This window comes from Streptomyces sp. AK08-02 (genome assembly GCF_033795085.1).
Classification (GTDB): Bacteria; Actinomycetota; Actinomycetes; order Streptomycetales; family Streptomycetaceae; genus Streptomyces; species Streptomyces echiniscabiei.
This window is the reverse complement of record NZ_JARAZV010000022.1, coordinates 1-19,407: the sequence shown is the minus strand read 5'-3', so window position 1 is coordinate 19,407 and position 19,407 is coordinate 1. Positions and strand designations below refer to the sequence as shown.

The window sequence follows — 19,407 nt, the reverse complement described above, 5'->3', positions numbered from 1 at the left end:
CCGGACCCCGGCCAGTCCCCGGCCCGACGCCTCGACCTGGACAAGGACACGGTCGAACGCGACCTCGTCCGACTGGTGCTCACCGTCGTGGAGTTGCTGCGCCAGCTCATGGAACGGCAGGCCATCCGCCGAGTCGAAAGGAACGACCTGACCGAGGAACAGGAAGAACGCATCGGCATGACGCTCATGATCCTCGACGACCGCATGACCGAACTACGCGAGCGCTACGGCCTGAGCCCCGAAGACCTGAACCTCGACCTCGGCCCACTCGGCCCCCTCCTGCCGCGGCAGGAGGGGAGCTACTGAGGTCTCACGCAGACACATCGGCGGCCACGGCAGGAAGAGTTCGGAGCCGACCCGGATGCGGATCCGGTTCGCGCGGCGCCTGCGCAGGGAACTCGCGAAAGCCCCCGACCCTGTTGCTTTCCTCCCCCAACAGCGTGTCGAGCGCCGGGTTGGTGGAGGGCATGGCCGCCGACTTCGGCGCGCCCCTCCCGGCCGCCGGCTCGCCCGGGGCGAGGCGGATCTCCCACACGCACACCCGGTCGGTCTCGCGCATCCGCAGGCGCCGGTAGCGGGCCGTGACTTCCCGCAGCGCGGGTTCGGGTGCTGCGGTTGGAGCTGCGTCACCTGGTGCGTGACTACGAGACGCCGCCGGCCACCCGCCAGGCCGGAACCGGCAGCAACGGCCTCACCACCCGCCACCCCGCCTTCGTCATGTCGGAGCCCTCGGGATGCGGTCCGGCCCGTCCGCCGCGTTGCCGAACCTGTGCGCGAGGCAGTCACACGACAGGCACGCCGAGTCGGACTCCACACGCGGACGCGAAAGACTGCGGCAACAGGGCCTTCTGGTGATCGGTTTGGTTCGCGACCCCGAACTACCAAGAGGCCCTGCTGTCATGCATCGGCCCTCACGCGATCACCCGATCAGGAACTCTGTTCGACCAGGCCAGTCCCGTGATCGACAAGCGGATGGCGTCTCAGCACAGACAAGGATCCGTACCCCACCCCAGGCCGGAGACGTCGCGGTCCCTCAGCGCGCCGGAGTAGGCCTGTACCTCGTCCACGTCGCCGTGCAGGTACTCGCCCCAGCCGTCCTCGGACCTGGCTCTGCCGATCTGGAGGGCACCGGTGCTGTGCCAGCCGTTGGGGAGGCTCGCGGTCGCCTGGGCGTTGGTGTAGCCGTCGAGGTAGAGCTTGATCGTGTCGGTGGCGTCGTCGTAGACAACGGCGAGGCGATGGCCTTGGCCCTCCCCTCCGTCCGCGCTCGCGATCCGGGACACCACCTTCTCGGGGGCTCCGGCCTCGTCCTTCTCCGGCATCACCAGTTGCCAGGTGTGCGTGGACGGCTCGTAGCGCACCTTGAAGGCGTCGGTGTGCTCGCCCGCCTGCGAGAGCACGGTCATCGGGTGGGCGGGCGCGGAGTCCGCGAGGCGTACGACGACGCCGAGAGTGAAGCTGTCCCCGGTGTCCACGACGGGCCCGTCGGCAGCGGCGTACCCGTTCTCGCCGTCCAGAAGCAGATGGCCGTCGCCGACGAGTGGCGGCGGTACGTAGGTGCAGTCCGGGTCGAGGTCCGGGATACAGGAACTGTCGGAGCCCCGGTAGATCGAAGCCCCCGTGCCGAGCCGCAGCGGCGCGCCGTCCGACTGCTCGGGGCTCGCCCCGTCCGTCGCGTTCTCCAGCGACCAGTGGCCGAGCAGCTTCGGCTTGCGGTACGCCAGTTCGGCCACCTCGTTGGGCACCACGACCCGGTCGTGGACCTGTACGTCACCGATGTCCCCGTGCCACCGGTCCCGATAGCCGGCAGCCCCGCGGGCGCGCCCGATCTGGAAAGCGCCGGCCGCCTCGGTGGGAGTCGCGTCAGCCGCGGCCCCGGTCTCCTGGCCGTTGACGTACAGCCGCGCCTTTCCGGTCTCGGCGTCGTACAACCCCAGCAGATGGGTCCACTCGCCGGTCTCGGGGGCGCCGCCGGACACCCGTGCGCCACCGATCGCGAACGACCAGGCGGGCCCGGAGTCCTGACGACGCAGCCCGAGGCCGAAGCCGGGCGCCCCGTCGGCGTCCTGGCTGGCGACGATCATGTTCCGGTCGGTTTCGGCGGGCCGTACCCACGCGCTCACCGCGAAGGTCTTGCGGGTGTCGGTCGCCGGGGCGTCCGGTGTGAGAAAGCCGTGGCCGCCGCCGTCGAGGCTGACCGTGGCGGTGGTCGTGGTGCCGGCGGGCGCCGGACCGCCGAAGGTCACGCCGGTCCCGGCACGGGCGGGGGTGCCGGTCTCGGCGGCGGCCGAGCGGGAGTCCGCCGGGTCGTCCAGCTTCCAGCGGGCGACGGGAGCACGGCCGTCCTTCACGTTGAAGTCGTAGCGCGCCTCCCCGCTGCTACGGCCCGACCGGTCGATCGCGCGGACCGTCAGTGCCTTTGGTCCCGCGGCGAGCGGCAGGTACGGAACGGTCACGGCCGCGCCGGGCCGCTCCGCGGAGACGGTTCCGTAGGGGCCGCCCAGGAAGCCGTACGTGTAGGACACCACGTCGTCGGAGGGGGAGTCCATGGTGAAGTGGCCGTAGACGCCCACTCCGTCCACCCAGAACACGTCCTCCGGGTTGGGGTATTCGGGAGAGGTGATCGTCGCCTTCTCCGGGCTCACATCGTCGTACACGAACGAGCAGACCGCGCCTTCGCCCTCGTCGCTCCACGCGGAGGTCGCCTTGCCGTCATTTGCGCGGACATGCCAGGAGACGACGGTGTTCGCCGGTACGTCGTCCGGCATCGACCAGTACTGGCGGTCCCCCGACGACAGAGTGATGGTGGTGTGGGTACGCCGCTGTTCCACCCCTGTCGCGTCCGTCCACCAGGCTTCGAACTCGCCACTGACCGGGCTGGATTCGGAGGGCTGATTGTCCTCCTCGGGGTCGTACAGCACCGCACTGAGCCTGGGCGGCGCCGAGACGTAAGGCGTGTCATCGCCAGTCGCGCATGCCTTGCCTCCCGACTGGAGGTCTTGGACAAGCGGCTGATTCGGCGGCAGGTTGGCCACCGCGTACGCCGTCCCGGCAGCCGTGGCCAACAGCGCCGCCGCACAGCTCCCCACCACCGTGCGTCTGCGTCTTCCTGTCCTTGTGAACCTGGTCAAGTGGCCCTCCCCTGTGAGTGCTTGATGCTCGTGGATCACACGAGCGCCTGAAGCTAACAGAGACCACTGACAGCACGGAAAGGGCTTCCTGCCATGCCGTAGCCGAGCGGGCGAGCGTTCACGACCAGTGCCTGACACCGCGCCGAAAGGCGGTGGTCACGGGGCCGGGCCCTGCCGGCTGCCCGCACCAGGCGGAGCGCGCAGCCGCGTGAACACCGTGAAGCGTCCTGTCCTGGGCGCTGGACAGCGCGGATCCAGGATCGCTCGTATGCCGCGCACCACCCCATCGAGCCGTCACCTGCCAGCGGGTCGGCCGCCAGTACCAGGTCGTCACGCTCTCTGAATTGGCCTACCACAGGCCGAAGGCCGACAAAGCCTCTTCCAGTACGGTGAGTTGGCGCTTGGCCGGCCAGTCTTCGTGGTGTTCGACGGCCGCGAGCACAATGCCGTTCACGGTCACCCGCACCAGATCGACGTAGGTCTCCACTCGGTCCTCGGGGACCAGCGGCTCCAGGTGCTGCCGCAGCAGGTCCCGCATCCTGACGTCCATTCCGTCGGCGAACTCACCGCCCGGCTCGGCTGCCCTACCTCAAGTCGCTCGGCGTGGACGCCCTGTGGATCAGCTCCTGGTACAAGTCCCCGATGGCGGACGGTGGCTACGACGTCGCCGAAGCACACCAGCACGGAATCCGTCATCCCCGACATCGTCCCGAACCACACCTCCGACGAGCACGCCTGGTTCCGGGCGGCACTGGACGCAGGTCCCAGCAGCCCGGAGCGCGAGCGTTACGTCTTCCTCCGGTGTGCGGGCGCGGGTGGGCTTGGATTTACCGAGGTGTACGGACTTTCCGGGGTGCCCGCCCGAGGTTCAGCGGACGCGGTTCGCCAGTTCGGTGGTGGTGTTGAGGAGGTACTCCAGCGGTCCGCGGTGGAAGAAGCGGGACCAGATCGCCGCGAACAGGGTGGCTCCGACGACGAAGCAGAGCAGCAGCTCGAAGGAGGCGGACCGCGGTGGGGTCACCGCTTCGCCGGGCAGGGCGAGGATCACCAGGATGTGGCTCACGTAGAGGGTCAGGGACATGGTTCCGACGGCGATGACTGGCGCTGCCGGCCGACGCAGCACCGGCAGCCGGTCCACGGCCACCGTCAGGCACAGGATCACGGTGATCGCGACACCCAGGCAGCCGACGAGGTCGAACGTGGAACCGCTGTGCGGCTCGGCCGCCAGCAGCCCCCAGCCGTCGGGGCCCCACAGCCCACTGCCGACCGGCAGGTCGAAGGATCCCTCTGCCATGCCGGGATCCGGCATGGCACCACGGTCCTTGAAGACGTCGAACTCCTTCATGCCAGGCATCCCGGCCGCCATCTCCCTGGCGCCGTCGGTCAGCCGGAGCGCCAACCACGAGACGCCGTATCCGAACGCGATCAGCGCGGGCCCGACCACGGCCAGCCGCCGCCGCACGGCGCCCGAGGACAGATCAAGCCGGCCGAGCGCCATGCCGGTGACCACGAACGTCATCCAGGTGATCGCCGGGTAGAAGCCGGTGAGCAGGAAGTCGAGCCCGCCCACGCCGGAGAGGCGCGCGATCGGGTCGTAGGAGTCGATGGTGTTCACGATCGATTCGCTGAGCAGCGCCCGCAGGCAGTACGCCACCTGCGGCGCGATGAGCGCGAGCGCGACCGCGATGGTCGCGAGGGTCCTGGCCCGCAGCCGCAGCAGGGGCAGGGCCAGCAGGAAGTACACCGCGTAGAAGTTGATGATGACGCCGCCGCCGAAGTCGGTCATCGCCAGCGCGGTGCCCACCACGAGCAGGATCACGGCCCGGATCACGATCCTGGCCTTCGCCTGCCGGCCGGCCAGTCCGGTCCTCGGTTCCAGGCGGCCGGCGATCAGCACCAGCGAGAATCCGGCGAGGGTGGCGAACAGCGCCGAGGCCCGGCCGCTCGCCAGCCAGACGAACCAGGTGCCCGCGCCGTCGCCGGAGGTGGGGAAGGGGTTGAAGGGGCCGACGTGCACGGCGAACATTCCGAACACGGCCACGGCACGGGCGAGGTCCACTCCGACCAACCGTGCGGTCGACGAAGGGCGTTTCGTCGCTGTGGCGGACTCGGGTGCGGGTGCGGGTACGAGTGCGGGCTGGGTAGGCGCCTTCTTGGCGCTTTCGATCTCGGTCACCGGGACAACCTCGCCGAGGCGAGGGCGGTCGACCATCCGCCGGGCATCAGGAGGTCCCCCGCCGGTCGGCCGACCGGTCCCCTCCGATCGGCGGGGGCCCGGTCTCGGTCGTACAGGCACGCCTGTGGTGGTCGAGCTGGTCGCCGCGATGCCGTGGGTCGGCAGGCTCACCACGAGCCGGCAGTTCTTCCGCTCCGCCTGAAAGCCGAGCGGCGTCACTTCTCCTCATCGATATTGACGGCCGGGCCGCGGGCCAGGTCCAGCCCTGTCAGCCGGCCCACGCCTGGTACGCCTGGTACGCCGGTCGATGCCTCGCCGCGCTCGCGTTCGGGGACGGCGCGTCGGGCGTCAGCGGCGGGGAGTCTGGGTGATGGGTCATGACCCTCAGGCTGGAATTCGGACCGATCATCGACCATCCGGCAGAAGGCTGCCGTGTCCCTGCCGAGTGGTGGGTGCTACCCCGCCGGGTGGGTGGAGCTGCCGCTCGCCGGGCGGTAAGAGTTCTACGTGGCTTTAGGGTCTGGTCGACATGGGCCGCACGGCATGAACGAAGGTGAGGCGGAGCGCGTGATCCGGGTAGTGGTGGTCGACGACGAGGCACTGGTCCGCTCGGGCTTCGAACTCATTCTGGGCGCCTCCGAGGACATCGAGGTCGTCGCGACCGCGAGCGGCGGCCAAGCGGTGGAGACCGTCCGGCGGGAGCGGCCCGACGTGGTGCTGCTGGACATCCGCATGCCGGACGTCGACGGGCTCACCGTCCTGCGCGAGCTGCGCACGATGCCGGATCCGCCGGTGGTGGCGATGCTGACCACGTTCGACGCCGACGAGTACATCCTGACCGCGCTGAACTCCGGCGCGGCCGGCTTCCTGCTCAAGGACACCGAGCCGGAGCAGCTTGCCCACCTGGTGCGGACCCTGGTCGCGGGCGGTGTGGTGCTGTCCCCCAAGGCGTCGCGGACGCTGCTGCACAGCCACCCCGGCACCGAGGCGGCCGTCGACGAGGAGGCCGCGCGGGTCCGGCTGCTCACCGCGCGGGAGCGCGACGTCCTCGTCCTGGTGGCGGAGGGGCTGTCGAACGCCGACATCGGGGCGCGTATCCACCTGGGGGCGGGCACGGTGAAGGACCACGTCAGCGCGATCCTCACGAAGCTGCGGGTGACGAGCCGGGTGCAGGCCGCGCTGCTGGCGCAGCGGTCCGGGCTGCTCGACGAGCGCCCGCGGTCGGAGGCCGGCCGGTGAGCCGTGCACGTGCCGTGTGGCAGCGGGTTCCCGCGCCGGTCGTCGACCTCGTCCTGGTGGCGGTGGCGGCCGTGGATGTGCTGGTGGTGGACATGGGGGAGTACACGCGTCCCGAGGCCACGCTGGTCGCGGTCGGCTGCGCCGCGTTGGCGTTCCGGCGCCGGTTCCCGCTCGGCGTCTTCCTGCTCACCCTGCCCATCGCGCTGATGCAGGATGTCGCCGTCGCTGTGCTCGCGGCGCTGTTCACGCTGGCCGAACGCTCCCGCGACCGCCGTCTCCTCGCGGTGTGCGTCGTCCTGGCCGCCGTCGCGAGCAGTACTCCGTGGCCCCTGGCCGAGGCGGACCGGACCATGACGCTGGTCTTCTTCGTGTACGGCCTGGCAACCAGCGTCGCCCCGGTCCTGTTCGGCCAGCTTCTCCAGGCACGACGGGACCTGGCGCGGCGGCTGGCCGAGGTCGAGGAGGCCAGGGAGCACGAGCGGACCCTGCACGCCCAGGCCGTGCTCGCCCGTGAACGCGCCCAGCTGGCCCGCGAGATGCACGACGTGGTCTCCCACCAGGTCAGCCTGATCGCCGTACGGGCCGGGGCGTTGCAGGTCGCCGCCAAGGACGCGGACGCCAAGGAGGCCGCCCGCACGATCCGTTCGCTGAGCGTCACCACCCTCGACGAACTGCGCACCATGGTCACCCTGCTGCGCGCCTCCGGCGGCAAAGCCACCGAGTTGACGCCTCAGCCCACCCTGGCCGACCTGCGCAAACTGGTGGAGTCCAGCGGCACTCACACGGAGCTGACGGGTGAGCTGCCGCCCACCGTGGGCACACCCGCCCAACGCGCCCTCTACCGCACGGTCCAGGAGGCGCTGACCAACGTCCGCAAACACGCCCCCGGCGCGAACGCTCGCGTCGAGCTGTGGCAGGACGGGGACGGTATCGGAGTGACCGTCACCAACACGCCTCCCACGCGCCCCTCCCCCTCCTTGCCCGGTTCGCAGCAGGGCTTGGTAGGTCTGCGGGAACGGGCCGAGATCCTGCACGGCACCCTGGACGCGGGCCCGACCGCACAGGGCGGCTACCGGGTGCGGCTGAGGGTGCCCCTGAGCGCGGACTGACAAAGAGCGCGTCAGTACCGTCGATCCCGACGGCTCGTCCCCAGGTGCGGCCCGCGGCCCGGGTGGCGAGCACGCCCCAGCCCAGCAGCAGTGTGGTGGGCAGCGCCGCCACCACCCGCGCCCATCCGGCAACCGTCGGGTCCACCCCCGCCGAGTGGCTGGACAACACCGCCCGTCCGGTCGCACCGGACGGGCGGTCAGGACGAGACTCCGCCGGTCGGCAGGGCGGTACCCGCCGGTCGGCGGGGGAGCGCCCGAAGACTGCCGGATGGTCCGACCCCGGGCGTCCGCGCGAGGTTCTCCGTATGACACAGACACAGCCGCCGCAGGAGACATCGGCTCCGCAGGAGAACTCGCCTCCGCCGCCCCGAACCTCCCCCGAGTCCCCGGCCTCGCCAGGTCCCTCGATGGGACGCCTCGTCGGGGTGGACCTGGCCCGCGCACTGGCGGTGTTCGGCATGTACGTCGTGCACATCGGCCCCCCGCTGTCCGCCACGACCGGCGTCGCCAGCTGGATCCGGTACCTGGCGGACGGTCACTCGTCGGTCCTGTTCGCCACCCTCGCCGGGTTCTCACTGATGCTGCTCGCCGGCCGCCGCGAGCCTAAGACCGGCCTGGCCGGCCGGCAGGCCAAGGCCCGCATCGCGATCCGTGCCGTGATCCTGCTGGCCCTGGGCACGGCGATGGCGATGGAGTACGGGGGAGTGATCATCCTCGGCTTCTACGGGGTCTACTTCCTCCTTGCCCTGCCGCTGGTGCGCCTGGGCGCCAGGACCCTCGCGATCATCGCGGCCGCGTTCGCCCTCGTCGCCCCGCAGCTGGCGTTCGTCCTCACCTCGCTGCTGACTCCTTCGGTCCAGGAGAGCGTCAACGCCTACGACCCGCTCCGCCGCCTCAGCGAGGTGGGCGTCCTCGATCTGCTGCTCACCGGCTTCTACCCGGCGCTCACATGGATGTCGTTCGTGATCGCGGGCATGGCGATGGGCCGCCTCGACCTGTCCTCCACCACCGTCCAGAAGCGCCTGGCCGCGCTCGGCGCCGCCCTCATCACGGCCGCGTACGGCATGTCCCTGCTGCTCGCCGGCTCGGGTGCGTTGCGGAGCACGGCGGAAGACGGGCCGGCGTCCGGCGGCTCCGGTTCGATGCCACTCGACAGCGCCTCGATGCCTTCCGGCGGCGGCTCGTTCCCCAGCATGCCGGCGTCGACGCTGCTGACGGCCGGGCCGCACAGCGGCACCACGTTCGACATCATCGGCAGCGTCGGCGTCGCGGTCCTCGTGATCGTGGGCGCGACGGTGCTGATGGACCGCCTGCCGCGACTGCGCCGTCTGGCGAAACCGGTCATCGCCGTGGGCACCATGTCCCTGACCGCCTACGTCGGCCACTTCCTCGCACAGACCGGGTTCTCCACGCTCGCAGGAACCGGCACCCAGCAGTCCTGGCTGCCCCTGATCATGTACGTCCTCGGAGCCGTCCTGTTCGCCGCGATCTGGTCCCGCTTCTTCCGCCGCGGCCCCCTGGAGTACCTCCTCAACGCCGCCACCAAGCCGGCGAAGCACATCCGATGAGACCCGGGCCGGGGTGTGAACTCCACACTCCACCCGGGCCCGGGACGCTCAGGGATCCAGCGCGGGAAGCGATTCGCACTCCAGGCCGGAACCGGGGTGCACCCCGAAGGGAGTTACTCGGACTCCTCCGCCGCGGCGGCACCGCCGTTGATCGCGTCGGCGATGGCGTAGGCGGTGCTGACGAAGGACTCCACCTGCTGCGCGGACAGGTTCCGCGCGGAGGTCTCCTCCAGGGTCCGCCACATGGCTGCCAGGGGCTCGCGCATGGCACGGCCCTTGTCGGTGAGGTGGACGACCATGACGCGCCGGTCGTGTTCGGCGGGCTCGCGGACGATCAGGCCGGCGTCCTGCATGCGGCGTAGTGTCTTGGAGATGGTGGAGTGGTCCACGTCGACGCTTTCGAGCAGCTCGGACTGGGTCTGGCCGTCCCGGTCCAGGAGGTGCATCAGCAGCAGTTCCTGTCCGGGATGCAGGTCCATCTCGCGGAGTATGGCGGCGGCGCGGCCGCGGTGAGCGCGGGCGAGCTGGTAGATCGCGTAGCTCATCGGCCCCCCGCCGGCCGTGCTGGGAGGGCGGGGTGTGGGGGCGGGCATGGTTCGGTTCCTCAGACGGTGTAGGTGGGGTAGTCGGTGTAGCCGGTCACCCCGCCGCCGTAGAAGGTCGCCGGGTCGGGGGTGTTCAGCGGCGCGTCAGAGCGTAGCCGCTCGACCAGGTCCGGGTTGGCGAGCGCGAGAGCGCCGACGGAGACGAGGTCGGCCGTGCCGTTGTCGACGTCCTTGGCGCGCGTGGGCAGGTCGGTGCCGGCCCGGTTGAGGATCAGCGTGGTCGGCCACAGCGCGCGCAGGGTGCCCAGCAGTTCCTCGTCGCCCGCGTGCATCACGTGGAGGTAGGCGAGACCGAGCGGGCTGACGGCGCGCAGGAGCGCCGGATACAGCTCGGCGGTGTCGGACTCGGCGATGTCGTTGTAGGGGTTGCCGGGGGAGATGCGCAGGCCGGTTCGGTCGGCGCCGATCTCGTCGGCCACGGCGGTGGCGACCTCGACGGCGAAGCGGATGCGGTTGTCGAGGGAGCCGCCGTAGCGGTCGGTGCGCTGGTTGGTGTTGTCGGCGAGGAACTGGTGCACGAGGTAGCCGTTGGCGCCGTGGATCTCCACGCCGTCGGCGCCTGCCGCGACGGCGGCCGCCGCGGCGCGGCGGAAGTCGTCGACGGTCGCCACGACCTCCCGCGTCGACAGCGCGCGGGGCGTGGGCATCTCCTGGGGCCCGGACGCGGTGAACATCGCGCCCTGTGGCTGGACCGCCGATGGGGCTACCGGCTGACGGCCGTGAGGGGTGTTGTCAGGGTGGGAGACGCGTCCGGTGTGCATCAGCTGGATGACGATCCGGCCGTCGGCCGCGTGCACGGCGTCGGTGACCTTGCGCCACCCGGCGATCTGATCGGCATTGTGGATGCCGGGGGTGAGGAGGTAGCCCTGGCCGTCGGCGGAGGGCTGGGTGCCCTCGGTGATGATGAGCGCGTGCGAGGCCCGCTGGGCGTAGTACTCGGCGTTCAGCTCGGTCGGTACGCCTTCAGGGGTGGAGCGGTCACGGGTCATGGGGGCCATGACCAGGCGGTGCGGGAGGGAGATGTCGCCGACGGTGGTCGGCGCCCAGAGGGCGTTCAGCATGAGTGGTCCTTCGGTGCGGTGACGGCCAGGTGATGATCGGAACAAGTCGAATCAAGTCCGAACGAATCTGAACAAGAGGGAGTGGCGGGCGTGATCAGTCGAGGGTGAGGACGAGCTTGCCCCGGACATGCCCGGCGTCGCTGATCCGCTGGGCCGTGGCGGCCTGGTCGAGCGGGTAGGCGGTGACGGTGGTGACGAGCTTGCCGGTCGCGGCGTCCTGCGCCAGCGCGGCCAGGCGGGCGGCCGAGCGTTCCTGGCCACCGCTGGAGAAGGTGATGCCGAGCTGGTGCGCGCGGAAGTCGGCGATGGTGACGATGCGGTCGGTGCCGCCGCGCAGGGTGATGGAGTCCTCCAGGGCTCCCTTGCCGGCCAGGTCGAACACCGCGTCCACGCCGTCGGGGGCGAGCGCCCGGACCCGTTCGACCAGGCCCTCGCCGTAGAGGGTCGCGGTGGCGCCGAGCGCGGTGAGGTAGTCCTGGTTGGCGGGGCCGGCGGTGGCGATGACCCGCGCTCCGCGGGCCGTGGCGAGCTGGACCGCCAGGGTGCCGACCGCTCCGGCCGCGCCGTGCATCAGTACGGTCTCCCCGGCGGCGACGCCGAGCAGGTCCAGGACCCGCTCGGCCGTCTCGGCGGCCACCGGCAGCGCGACCGCGTGCTGCCAGTCGAGGCCGGCGGGCTTGGGGGCCACGGTGGTGGCCAGCGCGTACTGGGCGTACGAGCCGGTGTCCGACCAGCCCAGCACCTCATCGCCGACCCGCACGTCCCGCACGCCCTCGCCGAGGGCGTCCACCACGCCGGCGAGCTCGTGACCGGGGACGGAGGGAAGCGGTGTGGGGAACGCGGCCTCCATCGCCCCGGACCGGATCTTGCCGTCCAGCGCGTTCAGCCCGGCCGCCCTGACGCGGACGCGGATCTGCCCGGGGCCGGGCTGCGGGACATCGATGTCCGCCTCGTGCAGCACTTCGGTGTCGCCGAAACGGTCGAACAGGATGGCTTTCATGATGGCTCCTCCAGTGCCGTCACCCGTTTAGGTGGCTGGCCACATAATCAACGTAACAGCAAACATGTGGCTAGCCAAGTATTTGCTTTCGCTCGGGCTACGCAAGATCGGCCAAGCGGTGCAGCGGCCGGCCAAGCCAAGCCGCGGAGCTGGGGCCGGCCAAGGACGCGTCAGCCCTGCTTCCCTCCGTCAGGCAGCGCATCGTCACGCCACCGTCACGGGTGTGGCGTTCCGCCAGGGGCGGCGCCCGGACGGTGGCGGGCAGGGTTCCTCGCCCCTCGCGGCTGCGTCCATCCGTACGTCGCACCAGGAGCCCGCCACGTGGGCCGCGCCTGAGCCGCACCACGGCATCCGCGGTTCCGCAGCGGGCTCCGGGCCCGAGCTCCGGCGCGGACGGGGTCCCCTCGGCGGCCGCCTGATGTCGGATCAGGCGGCCTGCAGCGTTCCCGGAACGGATCGGCGGCGGTGGCCGCTACTTGCCGAAGCCGGCGGTGAGGCCGCCGATCAGCTGGCGGCGGCCGAGGACGTAGAGGGCGAGGATCGGGAGGGTGGACAGGATGACGGCGGCGAGGATGGCGGGGATGTTGATGGTGAACTCGCCCTGGAAGCTCCACACGAACAGGGGCAGGACGCGTTTGTCGGGGCTCTGGGTCAGGATCAGCGGGAAGAGGAAGCCGTTCCAGACGTTGAGCGCGTCGTAGATGGTCACCGTGATCAACGCGGGGCGGGAGAGCGGCAGCGCCAGACTCCACAGCATGCGCCAGTGGCCCGCGCCGTCCGCGCGCATCGACTCGTACAGCTCGTCCGGGATGTCCCTCAGGAAGTTGACGAGGATGATCACCGTGAGCGGGATGGCGAACGCCGCCGAGGGGAGCACGATCGCGCCCAGGGTGTCGTACATCTGCGCCTTGGCGATCAGGTAGTACACGGGGATGATCGTGGCCTGCAGCGGGATGGCGAGCCCCAGCAGGAAGACGCTGAACGTCCAGCGCAGGGCCCGGCTGGTGCCGCGCACGATGGCGTAGGCGGCCAGGAACGACACCACGAGGGTCAGGAGTGTCGCTCCGGTGGTCACCAGGACGCTGTTCCACAGGAAGTGGGCGAAGTCGTTGTCCAGGACCAGGCGGTAGTTCTCCAGCGTCGGGTGGGTCGGGACCGCGAGGGGGTTGGCGTCGAAGAAGCCCTCGCGGGTGCGGAGGCTGGTGACGACGACCCAGTACACCGGTACGAGGACGATCAGCAGCCAGACCAGGCCGGCCAGGGCGCCCGGCGAGTTGGTGCGGCGCAGACGGGCGAGGCGGCCCGGTGGCGTGGACGGTGCTGCGGACGACCGGGCCGCAGTGGCCTCGGAGTCGGTCTGCGGGGCGTGGGAGAGCGCGGACATCACACACCTGCCTGCTGGCTGCGCATCCGGGAGAAGCCGGAGAAGCGGACGACGATCAGGGAGAGAAGGAGCCCGGCGGCGACCAGGATGACGGAGATGGCGCTGGCGAGGCCCATCTCGTTGCTCTGGAAGCCGGTGATGTACATGTCGAGCGGGAGGAGGCGGGTGGCGTAGCCGGGGCCGCCGCCGGTGAGGACGAAGACGAGGTCGAAGTAGGTGAGGGAGCCGACCAGCATCAGCATCGAGGAGGTGACGACGGTGTAGCGGAGCTGGGGCAGGGTGATGTGCCAGAACTGGGCGAGTCGGCCGGCCCCGTCGATCGCCGCGGCCTCGTACAGCGAGCCCGGGATCTGCCGGGTGCCCGCCTGGTAGAGCAGGGTGTGGAACGGTACGAACTGCCAGGCGATGACGAACACGACGGCGTAGAAGGCGAGTTCGGGATCGCCCAGCCAGTTCTGGTTCAGCAGGGGCAGGTCCAGACTCGCGCCCAGGCCGAAGTTGGGGTCGAGCAGGTTCTTGAAGATGATGGCGATGGCCGCCGTGGAGATCAGCAGCGGGACGAAGTAGAAGACCGCGAGCAGGGCCCGGTAGCGCTGCTTTCCGGCGACGAAGACGCCCAGGAGCAGACTGATCGGGGTCTGTACGACCCAGGAGACCAGCATGAACTTGAGGGTGAGCCAGAGGGCGTGCCGGGTGACGTCGCTGGTCAGCACCTCGCGCCAGTTGTCGGCCCCGGCCCACGCCGGGCTGCCCAGTCCGTCCCAGTGGGTGAAGCTGAGGTAGACGACGATCCCCATCGGGACCAGCGCGAAGACGGCGAACAGCAGCAGGGCCGGCAGGGCCATGAGGAAGGGCGGGCCGCCCTGTTGCCGGGGCGACGCGGCGACCTTGGCGGTGCTCACTTCGCCGCCGCCTCGTCCATCTGCGCGCAGAACTGCTCCGGGCTGATCTGGCCCAGGAAGAGCTGGTCGAGGTGGGTGAGCAGGTCGTTGCCCAGTTCGGGGCTGAGGGCCTGGTCCCAGGAGAGCTGGAAGTTCTTCGCGTCGCGGGTGAGGTTGTAGACGTACGACGACCAGTCCGCGTTGGCCGAGGCCTTGATCTTGGCGTCCAGGTCCTTCACCGGCGGGACGTCGCCGTTCTTGAGCAGGCTGTCGACGTACGTGTCGTTGTAGACGCCGTCCCTGAGGTACGACACGGCGGCCTTCTTCTCCTTGGCGGTCGCCTGCGCGGACAGGGAGAAGAAGTTGGCGGTGTTGCCGACGATGTTGCTCGCGTCGCCCTTGCCGCCGGTGACCGCCGGGAAGCCGGTCCAGCCGAGGTTCCCCCCGGCGACGAACTTGGGAGCGCCGGTGGCGATGGACCCGTATCCCCAGCTGCCCTGGAGGATCATCGCGGCCTTGCCGGTGTAGAGCTGGGCCTCGGCCTGGCCGGTGTCGGCGGAGACCGAGGTGAAGCCCTTGGCGAAGCCGCCCGCGTCCACGAGCTGCTTGATCATCCGGGTGGCCTCGATGACGGCCGGGTCGGACCAGGCGCCCTTCCTGCCGTCGGCGATGGCGGCGAAGGTGTCGGGGCCGCCGACGCGGTCGACGAGGTACTCCAGCCACATCAGGTCCGGCCACTTGGAGGCGCCGCCCATGGAGATCGGCGCGATGCCCTCGGCCTTGAACTTCTTCACCAGGGCGAGCAGGTCGTCCCAGGTCTTGGGCGGCTCGGCGCCGGCCTTCCTGAACAGCTCCTGGTTGAAGTACAGGACCACGGGCTGCACGCCGTTGACGGGGACGCCGTAGGTCCTGCCGTCGAAGGTGGCCGACTTCAGGACCGAGGGGAAGATGCGGTCCTTCCACGCCGGGCTGGCGTCGAGGTCGGCGGTGAGGTCGGCGACCTTGCCCGCGTCCACGTAGCTCTTGAGCCCGCCGCCGCCCCAGTTCTCGAAGAGGACCGGGCCGTTGCCGGCGCCGACGGCGGTGCGCAGCTTCTGCTTGTAGGGGTCGTTCTGGAAGTACTGGTAGGTGATCGCGCTGTCCGGGTGCCGCTTGTTCCACTCGGTGGCGGAGGCCCGGAAGGTCGCTTCGGACCCCTGGGTCAGCGCCCAGACCAGCGCGCCGTCACCGGAGCCGGCTCCGGTGCCGCGCCCGCCGCTTCCGCAGGCGGTCAGAGTGAGGGCGAGTGCCGCCGTCGAGGCGGTGACCATGACACGGATCGGGGTTCTCAGGGCCATCGGGAGCTCCTTCGCTCAGCAGAGGGTCCGATTCGAAAGTTTTCGAAATCTCCGCGATTTCTGGCCGATAAAGTAGGTGTGCTGTTCGAGGAGGTCAAGACGCTGAGCGGATTATTTTTCCGGACAATTCCGCTCTGGACCGGTGCGAAAGCTTGCGCTACCGTCCCCGTAAACGTTCGAAAGGATCAGCATGGCGAAGAGAGCCGTTACGCGGAGCCGGACCACCCTGACCGGTGTCGCCGAGGCGGCCGGGGTCTCTGTGGCCACCGTGTCGAAGGTGGTCAACGGTCGTAGCGACGTCTCTCCCGAGACCCGGGCGCGCGTCGAGCAACTGCTCGTCGAGCACGACTACGTGGCCCGCGGCCCGGGCGGCGCACAGTCGCCGGTGCGCACCATCGACCTGACCTTCGACGCGCTGGTCAACCCCAACAACCTGGTCATCGCGCAGGGGGTGACCCAGGCGGCGGCCGAGGCGGGCGTCGACGTCGTCCTCGGTACGGCGCCCGACGACCCGCTGGGTGCCGCCTGGTCCCGGAAGATCACCAACGCCGGGCGGGAGGGCGTCATCCTGGTGACGTCCGTGCTGACGGCCCGGCAGCGCGCCCAGTTCGCGCAGGCCGGTGTCCCGGTGGTGCTGATCGACCCGACGAACGTGCCGGACGAGAGCGTGCCGAGCATCGGCGCGACCAACTTCGCCGGTGGTATGACCGCGACCGAGCACCTGCTGAAGCTCGGCCACCGACGGATCGCGATGATCGAGGGCCGGCACGACGCCGTCTGCAACACCGCCCGGCTGCACGGCTACCAGGCCGCGCTCACCGGCGCCGGCATCACCCCCGACCCCCGGCTCATCAAGCAGGGCGACTTCCGCTTCGAACCCGCGCACCGGGCCGCCCTGGAACTCTTCGCCCTCGACGACCCGCCGACCGCGGTCTTCGCCGGCAACGACCAGTCGGCGTTCGGCGTCATCGAGGCCGCCCGCCGACACGGCCTGCGGGTGCCGGAAGACCTGAGCGTCGTCGGCTTCGACGACACCGGCGCGGCCAGCACCTCCGCCCCGCCCCTGACCACCGTCCGCCAGCCCTTCGTCGAGATCGGCCGCGCCGCGCTGCGCACCCTGCTGCGGCTCACCGCGGGAGAACCCCTGGACAGCCACCGGGTGGAGCTGGCCACCCAGCTCGTCGTCCGCTCGTCCACCGCCCCGCCGCCCACCTCTTCCTGAACAGTCGCCCCCCGCGACCCCCGCCCACACCACCCCGAGGACACGCCATGACCACGCCTTGGGCCGATCCGGCCTGCCCCCGTGACGACAGGGTCGAGGCCCTGCTCGCCCAGATGACCCTGGAAGAGAAGCTCGCCCAGCTCGGCAGCGCCTGGCCGGGCGTGGAACACGTCAGCGGCAACGTGGCCCCCATGCAGGACGTCTTCGCCCGTCACACCGAGTTCGAGCAGGCCAGCAAGGACGGCCTCGGCCATCTCACCCGCCCGTTCGGCACCAAGCCCGTCGACCCGGCGACCGGTGCGGCCCAACTGGCGTCTCTTCAGCGTGAGTTGATGGACGGCACCCGGCTGGGCATCCCCGCCATCGCCCACGAGGAGTGCCTGACCGGGTTCACCACGCACCATGCGACGGTCTTCCCCACCGCGCTGGCCTGGGCCGCCGCCTTCCACCCCGAACTCGTCGAACGCATGGCCGGCGCCATCGGTACGAGCATGCGCGCGGTCGGCGTCCACCAGGGACTCTCCCCGGTCCTGGACGTCGTACGCGACTACCGCTGGGGCCGGGTCGAGGAGACCCTCGGCGAGGACCCGTACCTCGTCGCGACCAGCGGCGCCGCCTATGTGCGCGGCCTGGAGAGCGCCGGGATCATCGCCACCCTCAAGCACTTCGCCGGGTACTCCGCCTCCAAGGGCGCCCGCAACCACGCCCCCGTCTCCATGGGCCCGCGCGAGCTCGCCGACGTGATCCTGCCCCCGTTCGAGGCGGCTGTCCGGGACGGCGGCGCCCGCTCGGTCATGAACTCCTACGCCGACGTGGACGGCGTACCGGCGGGCGCGGACCCCGGACTACTCACCCGGCTCCTGCGCGACGAGTGGGGCTTCGAGGGCACGGTCGTCTCCGACTACTGGTCGGTCGCCTTCCTGCGCACGATGCACCGCATCGGCGAGACGTACGGCGAGGCCGGCGCCCGCGCCCTGGAGGCCGGCATCGATGTCGAACTCCCCGACACCCTCTGCTACGGCGAACCCCTCGCCGAACTCGTCCGCGCGGGCACCGTCCCGGAGGACCTGGTCGACCGGGCCGTACGCCGCGTACTGCGCCAGAAGGTCGAACTGGGCCTCCTGGACGCCGACTTCGACCCGGACATCTCCACCTCCACCGCCACCTCCACGGGCCCGATCGACCTCGACCCGCCCGAGCACCGCGCGCTGGCCCGCGCCCTCGCCGAGGAGAGCGTCGTCCTGCTCGACAACCGCGCCGGGATCCTCCCCCTGGCCGCCGACACCGGGTCCATCGCCCTCGTCGGTCCCTGCGCCGACGACCCGAACGCCTTCTTCGGCTGCTACTCCTTCCCCAACCACGTCCTTCCGCACCACCCCGGCCACGACAACGGCATCGAGGCCCCCTCCCTGCTGGACGCCCTGGCCGCCGAGCTTCCCGGGACCCTCATCGCCTACGAACAGGGCTGCCCCGTGAAGGACGCCGACCGCGACGGCATCGACGCGGCGGTGACGGCGGCCCGGAACGCGGACGTCTGTGTCGCCGTCGTCGGCGACCGGGCCGGCCTCTTCGGCCTCGGTACCTCCGGCGAGGGCTGCGACGCCGAGGACCTCGCCCTGCCCGGCGTCCAGGGCGAGTTGGTCGAGGCGCTGCTCGCCACCGGCACCCCGGTCGTCCTGCTCGTCGTCTCCGGCCGCCCGTACGCCCTCGGCGCGTACACCGACCGGGCGGCGGCGATCGTCCAGGCGTTCTTCCCCGGCGAGGAGGGCGGCCCCGCCCTGGCCGGCATCCTCGCCGGACGCGTCGTGCCGTCGGGCAAGCTGCCCGTCCAGGTCCCGCGCACTCCGGGCGGCCAGCCCGGCACCTATCTGCACGCGCCGCTGGGCGGCAACACCGAGGGCGTCAGCAACCTCGACCCCACGCCCGCCTACCCGTTCGGCCACGGACTCTCGTACACGACCTTCGCGTACGACGCTCTCACCCTGAGCGCCGACACCGTCCCCACGGACGGCGAGGTCGACATCAGCTGCCTGGTCCGCAACACCGGCGACCGCCCCGGCACGGAGGTCGTCCAGCTCTACACCGCCGACCCGATCGCGCGACTACCGCGCCCGGTAACCCAGTTGACCGGCTTCACCCGGGTCCGGCTCGACCCCGGCGAGCAGCGCAGGGTGACCTTCCGCCTGCACACCGACCGCCTCGCCTACACCGGCCCCGACCTGCGGCGCATCGTCGAACCCGGCGACATCACCGTCATGCTCGGCGCCTCCAGCACCGACGTCCGCCTCACCGGCACCCTCCGCCTCACCGGCCCGGTCCGCGGGGCGGGCCACGACCGGGTGCTGCACACGCCGGCTCACACCGACTGACTCGGGGCGTGGCAGGACGCGTCGCGCCGGCGCTGCCGGGGCGCCGCTCTCTTCCGGCACCCTGCGCGGACGCGGCTGCTCAGTGGTTCAGGTGGACGAGGACGAGGTTGGGATCCTGGGCGGTGACGTAGGCCGCGCTCAGGACGTAGGCCGTGTCGCCGCGCAGGACGGTCCCCTTGTCGGGGGTTGGAGCTGCTCGCGAAGGAGTAAGTGCAAGGTCGGATTACCTCGATCGTGTGATCGTTCGCGTGCGGGCTTGTGGTGGTCTGGGCTGTTCGGGCTAACGTGATCGTGCGACCTGGGACACCGGGTACGGCGTCAGCGT

At 70.8% G+C, this 19,407-nt stretch carries 16 protein-coding genes and 1 pseudogene; 7 read left to right on the top strand and 10 right to left on the bottom strand.

What is annotated here, in order from left to right; all coding sequences use genetic code 11:
* The first annotated feature begins 36 nt into the window (after positions 1 to 36).
* Positions 37 to 306: a gas vesicle protein K gene (locus tag PV734_RS37675; RefSeq protein ID WP_319093472.1), complete on the top strand. Its 270-nt coding sequence runs from the start codon at positions 37 to 39 to the stop codon at positions 304 to 306.
* A gap of 4 nt (positions 307 to 310) precedes the next feature.
* Here PV734_RS37675 and PV734_RS37670 read toward each other — a convergent pair whose 3' ends face one another.
* From PV734_RS37670 to PV734_RS37660, 3 genes are all read right to left on the bottom strand, one after another.
* The gene (locus PV734_RS37670; protein WP_319293889.1) at positions 311 to 559 is read right to left on the bottom strand and encodes a hypothetical protein; all 249 of its coding nucleotides are present in this window, start codon (positions 557 to 559) and stop codon (positions 311 to 313) included.
* 421 nt (positions 560 to 980) lie between these two features.
* Positions 981 to 3,092, bottom strand: coding sequence for a LamG domain-containing protein (locus PV734_RS37665; protein WP_319294031.1), 2,112 nt, complete (start codon positions 3,090 to 3,092; stop codon positions 981 to 983).
* A 388-nt stretch (positions 3,093 to 3,480) separates the two neighbouring features.
* Entirely contained in the window at positions 3,481 to 3,669 is a 189-nt protein-coding gene (locus PV734_RS37660; protein WP_319293887.1) for a hypothetical protein, read from the bottom strand.
* A 35-nt stretch (positions 3,670 to 3,704) separates the two neighbouring features.
* Between PV734_RS37660 and PV734_RS37655 the strand changes: the two are divergent.
* Positions 3,705 to 3,951 (top strand): annotated as a pseudogene (locus PV734_RS37655) (alpha-amylase family glycosyl hydrolase); the annotation flags it as partial.
* A gap of 48 nt (positions 3,952 to 3,999) precedes the next feature.
* Here PV734_RS37655 and PV734_RS37650 read toward each other — a convergent pair.
* Positions 4,000 to 5,307 carry a DUF418 domain-containing protein gene (locus PV734_RS37650; RefSeq protein ID WP_319293885.1) on the bottom strand — a complete coding sequence of 436 codons (1,308 nt, stop codon included), beginning with the start codon at positions 5,305 to 5,307 and terminating at the stop codon, positions 4,000 to 4,002.
* A gap of 543 nt (positions 5,308 to 5,850) precedes the next feature.
* Here PV734_RS37650 and PV734_RS37645 point away from each other — a divergent pair.
* From PV734_RS37645 to PV734_RS37635, 3 genes are all read left to right on the top strand, one after another.
* Complete coding sequence (locus PV734_RS37645; protein ID WP_319093281.1) at positions 5,851 to 6,546, top strand: response regulator transcription factor; 696 nt, start codon at positions 5,851 to 5,853, stop codon at positions 6,544 to 6,546.
* Complete coding sequence (locus PV734_RS37640; protein WP_319293883.1) at positions 6,543 to 7,655, top strand: sensor histidine kinase; 1,113 nt, start codon at positions 6,543 to 6,545, stop codon at positions 7,653 to 7,655. The genes PV734_RS37645 and PV734_RS37640 overlap by 4 nt, the downstream gene beginning before the upstream one ends.
* A 407-nt stretch (positions 7,656 to 8,062) precedes the next feature.
* Positions 8,063 to 9,223: a DUF418 domain-containing protein gene (locus tag PV734_RS37635; RefSeq protein ID WP_319293881.1), complete on the top strand. Its 1,161-nt coding sequence runs from the start codon at positions 8,063 to 8,065 to the stop codon at positions 9,221 to 9,223.
* Positions 9,224 to 9,336: 113 nt separating this feature from the next.
* Here the strand turns inward: PV734_RS37635 and PV734_RS37630 are convergent, their stop codons facing one another.
* The 6 genes from PV734_RS37630 to PV734_RS37605 form a co-directional block, all read right to left on the bottom strand.
* Positions 9,337 to 9,816, bottom strand: coding sequence for a MarR family winged helix-turn-helix transcriptional regulator (locus PV734_RS37630; RefSeq protein ID WP_319293880.1), 480 nt, complete (start codon positions 9,814 to 9,816; stop codon positions 9,337 to 9,339).
* An 11-nt stretch (positions 9,817 to 9,827) separates the two neighbouring features.
* Complete coding sequence (locus PV734_RS37625; protein ID WP_319293878.1) at positions 9,828 to 10,889, bottom strand: alkene reductase; 1,062 nt, start codon at positions 10,887 to 10,889, stop codon at positions 9,828 to 9,830.
* A 94-nt stretch (positions 10,890 to 10,983) separates the two neighbouring features.
* On the bottom strand, positions 10,984 to 11,889 hold the full coding sequence (locus PV734_RS37620; RefSeq protein ID WP_319093276.1) for an NADP-dependent oxidoreductase: 906 nt from the start codon (positions 11,887 to 11,889) through the stop codon (positions 10,984 to 10,986).
* Between the two features lie 472 nt (positions 11,890 to 12,361).
* The gene (locus PV734_RS37615) at positions 12,362 to 13,273 is read right to left on the bottom strand and encodes a carbohydrate ABC transporter permease (RefSeq protein WP_319293876.1); all 912 of its coding nucleotides are present in this window, start codon (positions 13,271 to 13,273) and stop codon (positions 12,362 to 12,364) included.
* Positions 13,273 to 14,175 (bottom strand): carbohydrate ABC transporter permease, encoded by a 903-nt coding sequence (locus PV734_RS37610; RefSeq protein WP_415924328.1) that lies wholly within the window; start codon positions 14,173 to 14,175, stop codon positions 13,273 to 13,275. Before PV734_RS37610 ends, PV734_RS37615 begins: the two co-directional genes overlap by 1 nt.
* On the bottom strand, positions 14,172 to 15,491 hold the full coding sequence (locus PV734_RS37605) for an extracellular solute-binding protein (RefSeq protein ID WP_319293874.1): 1,320 nt from the start codon (positions 15,489 to 15,491) through the stop codon (positions 14,172 to 14,174). Before PV734_RS37605 ends, PV734_RS37610 begins: the two co-directional genes overlap by 4 nt.
* A 190-nt stretch (positions 15,492 to 15,681) precedes the next feature.
* Here PV734_RS37605 and PV734_RS37600 point away from each other — a divergent pair, with 190 nt between their 5' ends.
* Positions 15,682 to 16,713, top strand: a complete 1,032-nt coding sequence (locus PV734_RS37600) for a LacI family DNA-binding transcriptional regulator (protein ID WP_319093273.1) — start codon at positions 15,682 to 15,684, stop codon at positions 16,711 to 16,713.
* 47 nt (positions 16,714 to 16,760) lie between these two features.
* A complete protein-coding gene (locus tag PV734_RS37595; protein ID WP_319093272.1) occupies positions 16,761 to 19,082 on the top strand; it encodes a glycoside hydrolase family 3 N-terminal domain-containing protein in 2,322 nt (773 codons plus the stop codon).
* Positions 19,083 to 19,407 lie beyond the last annotated feature (325 nt).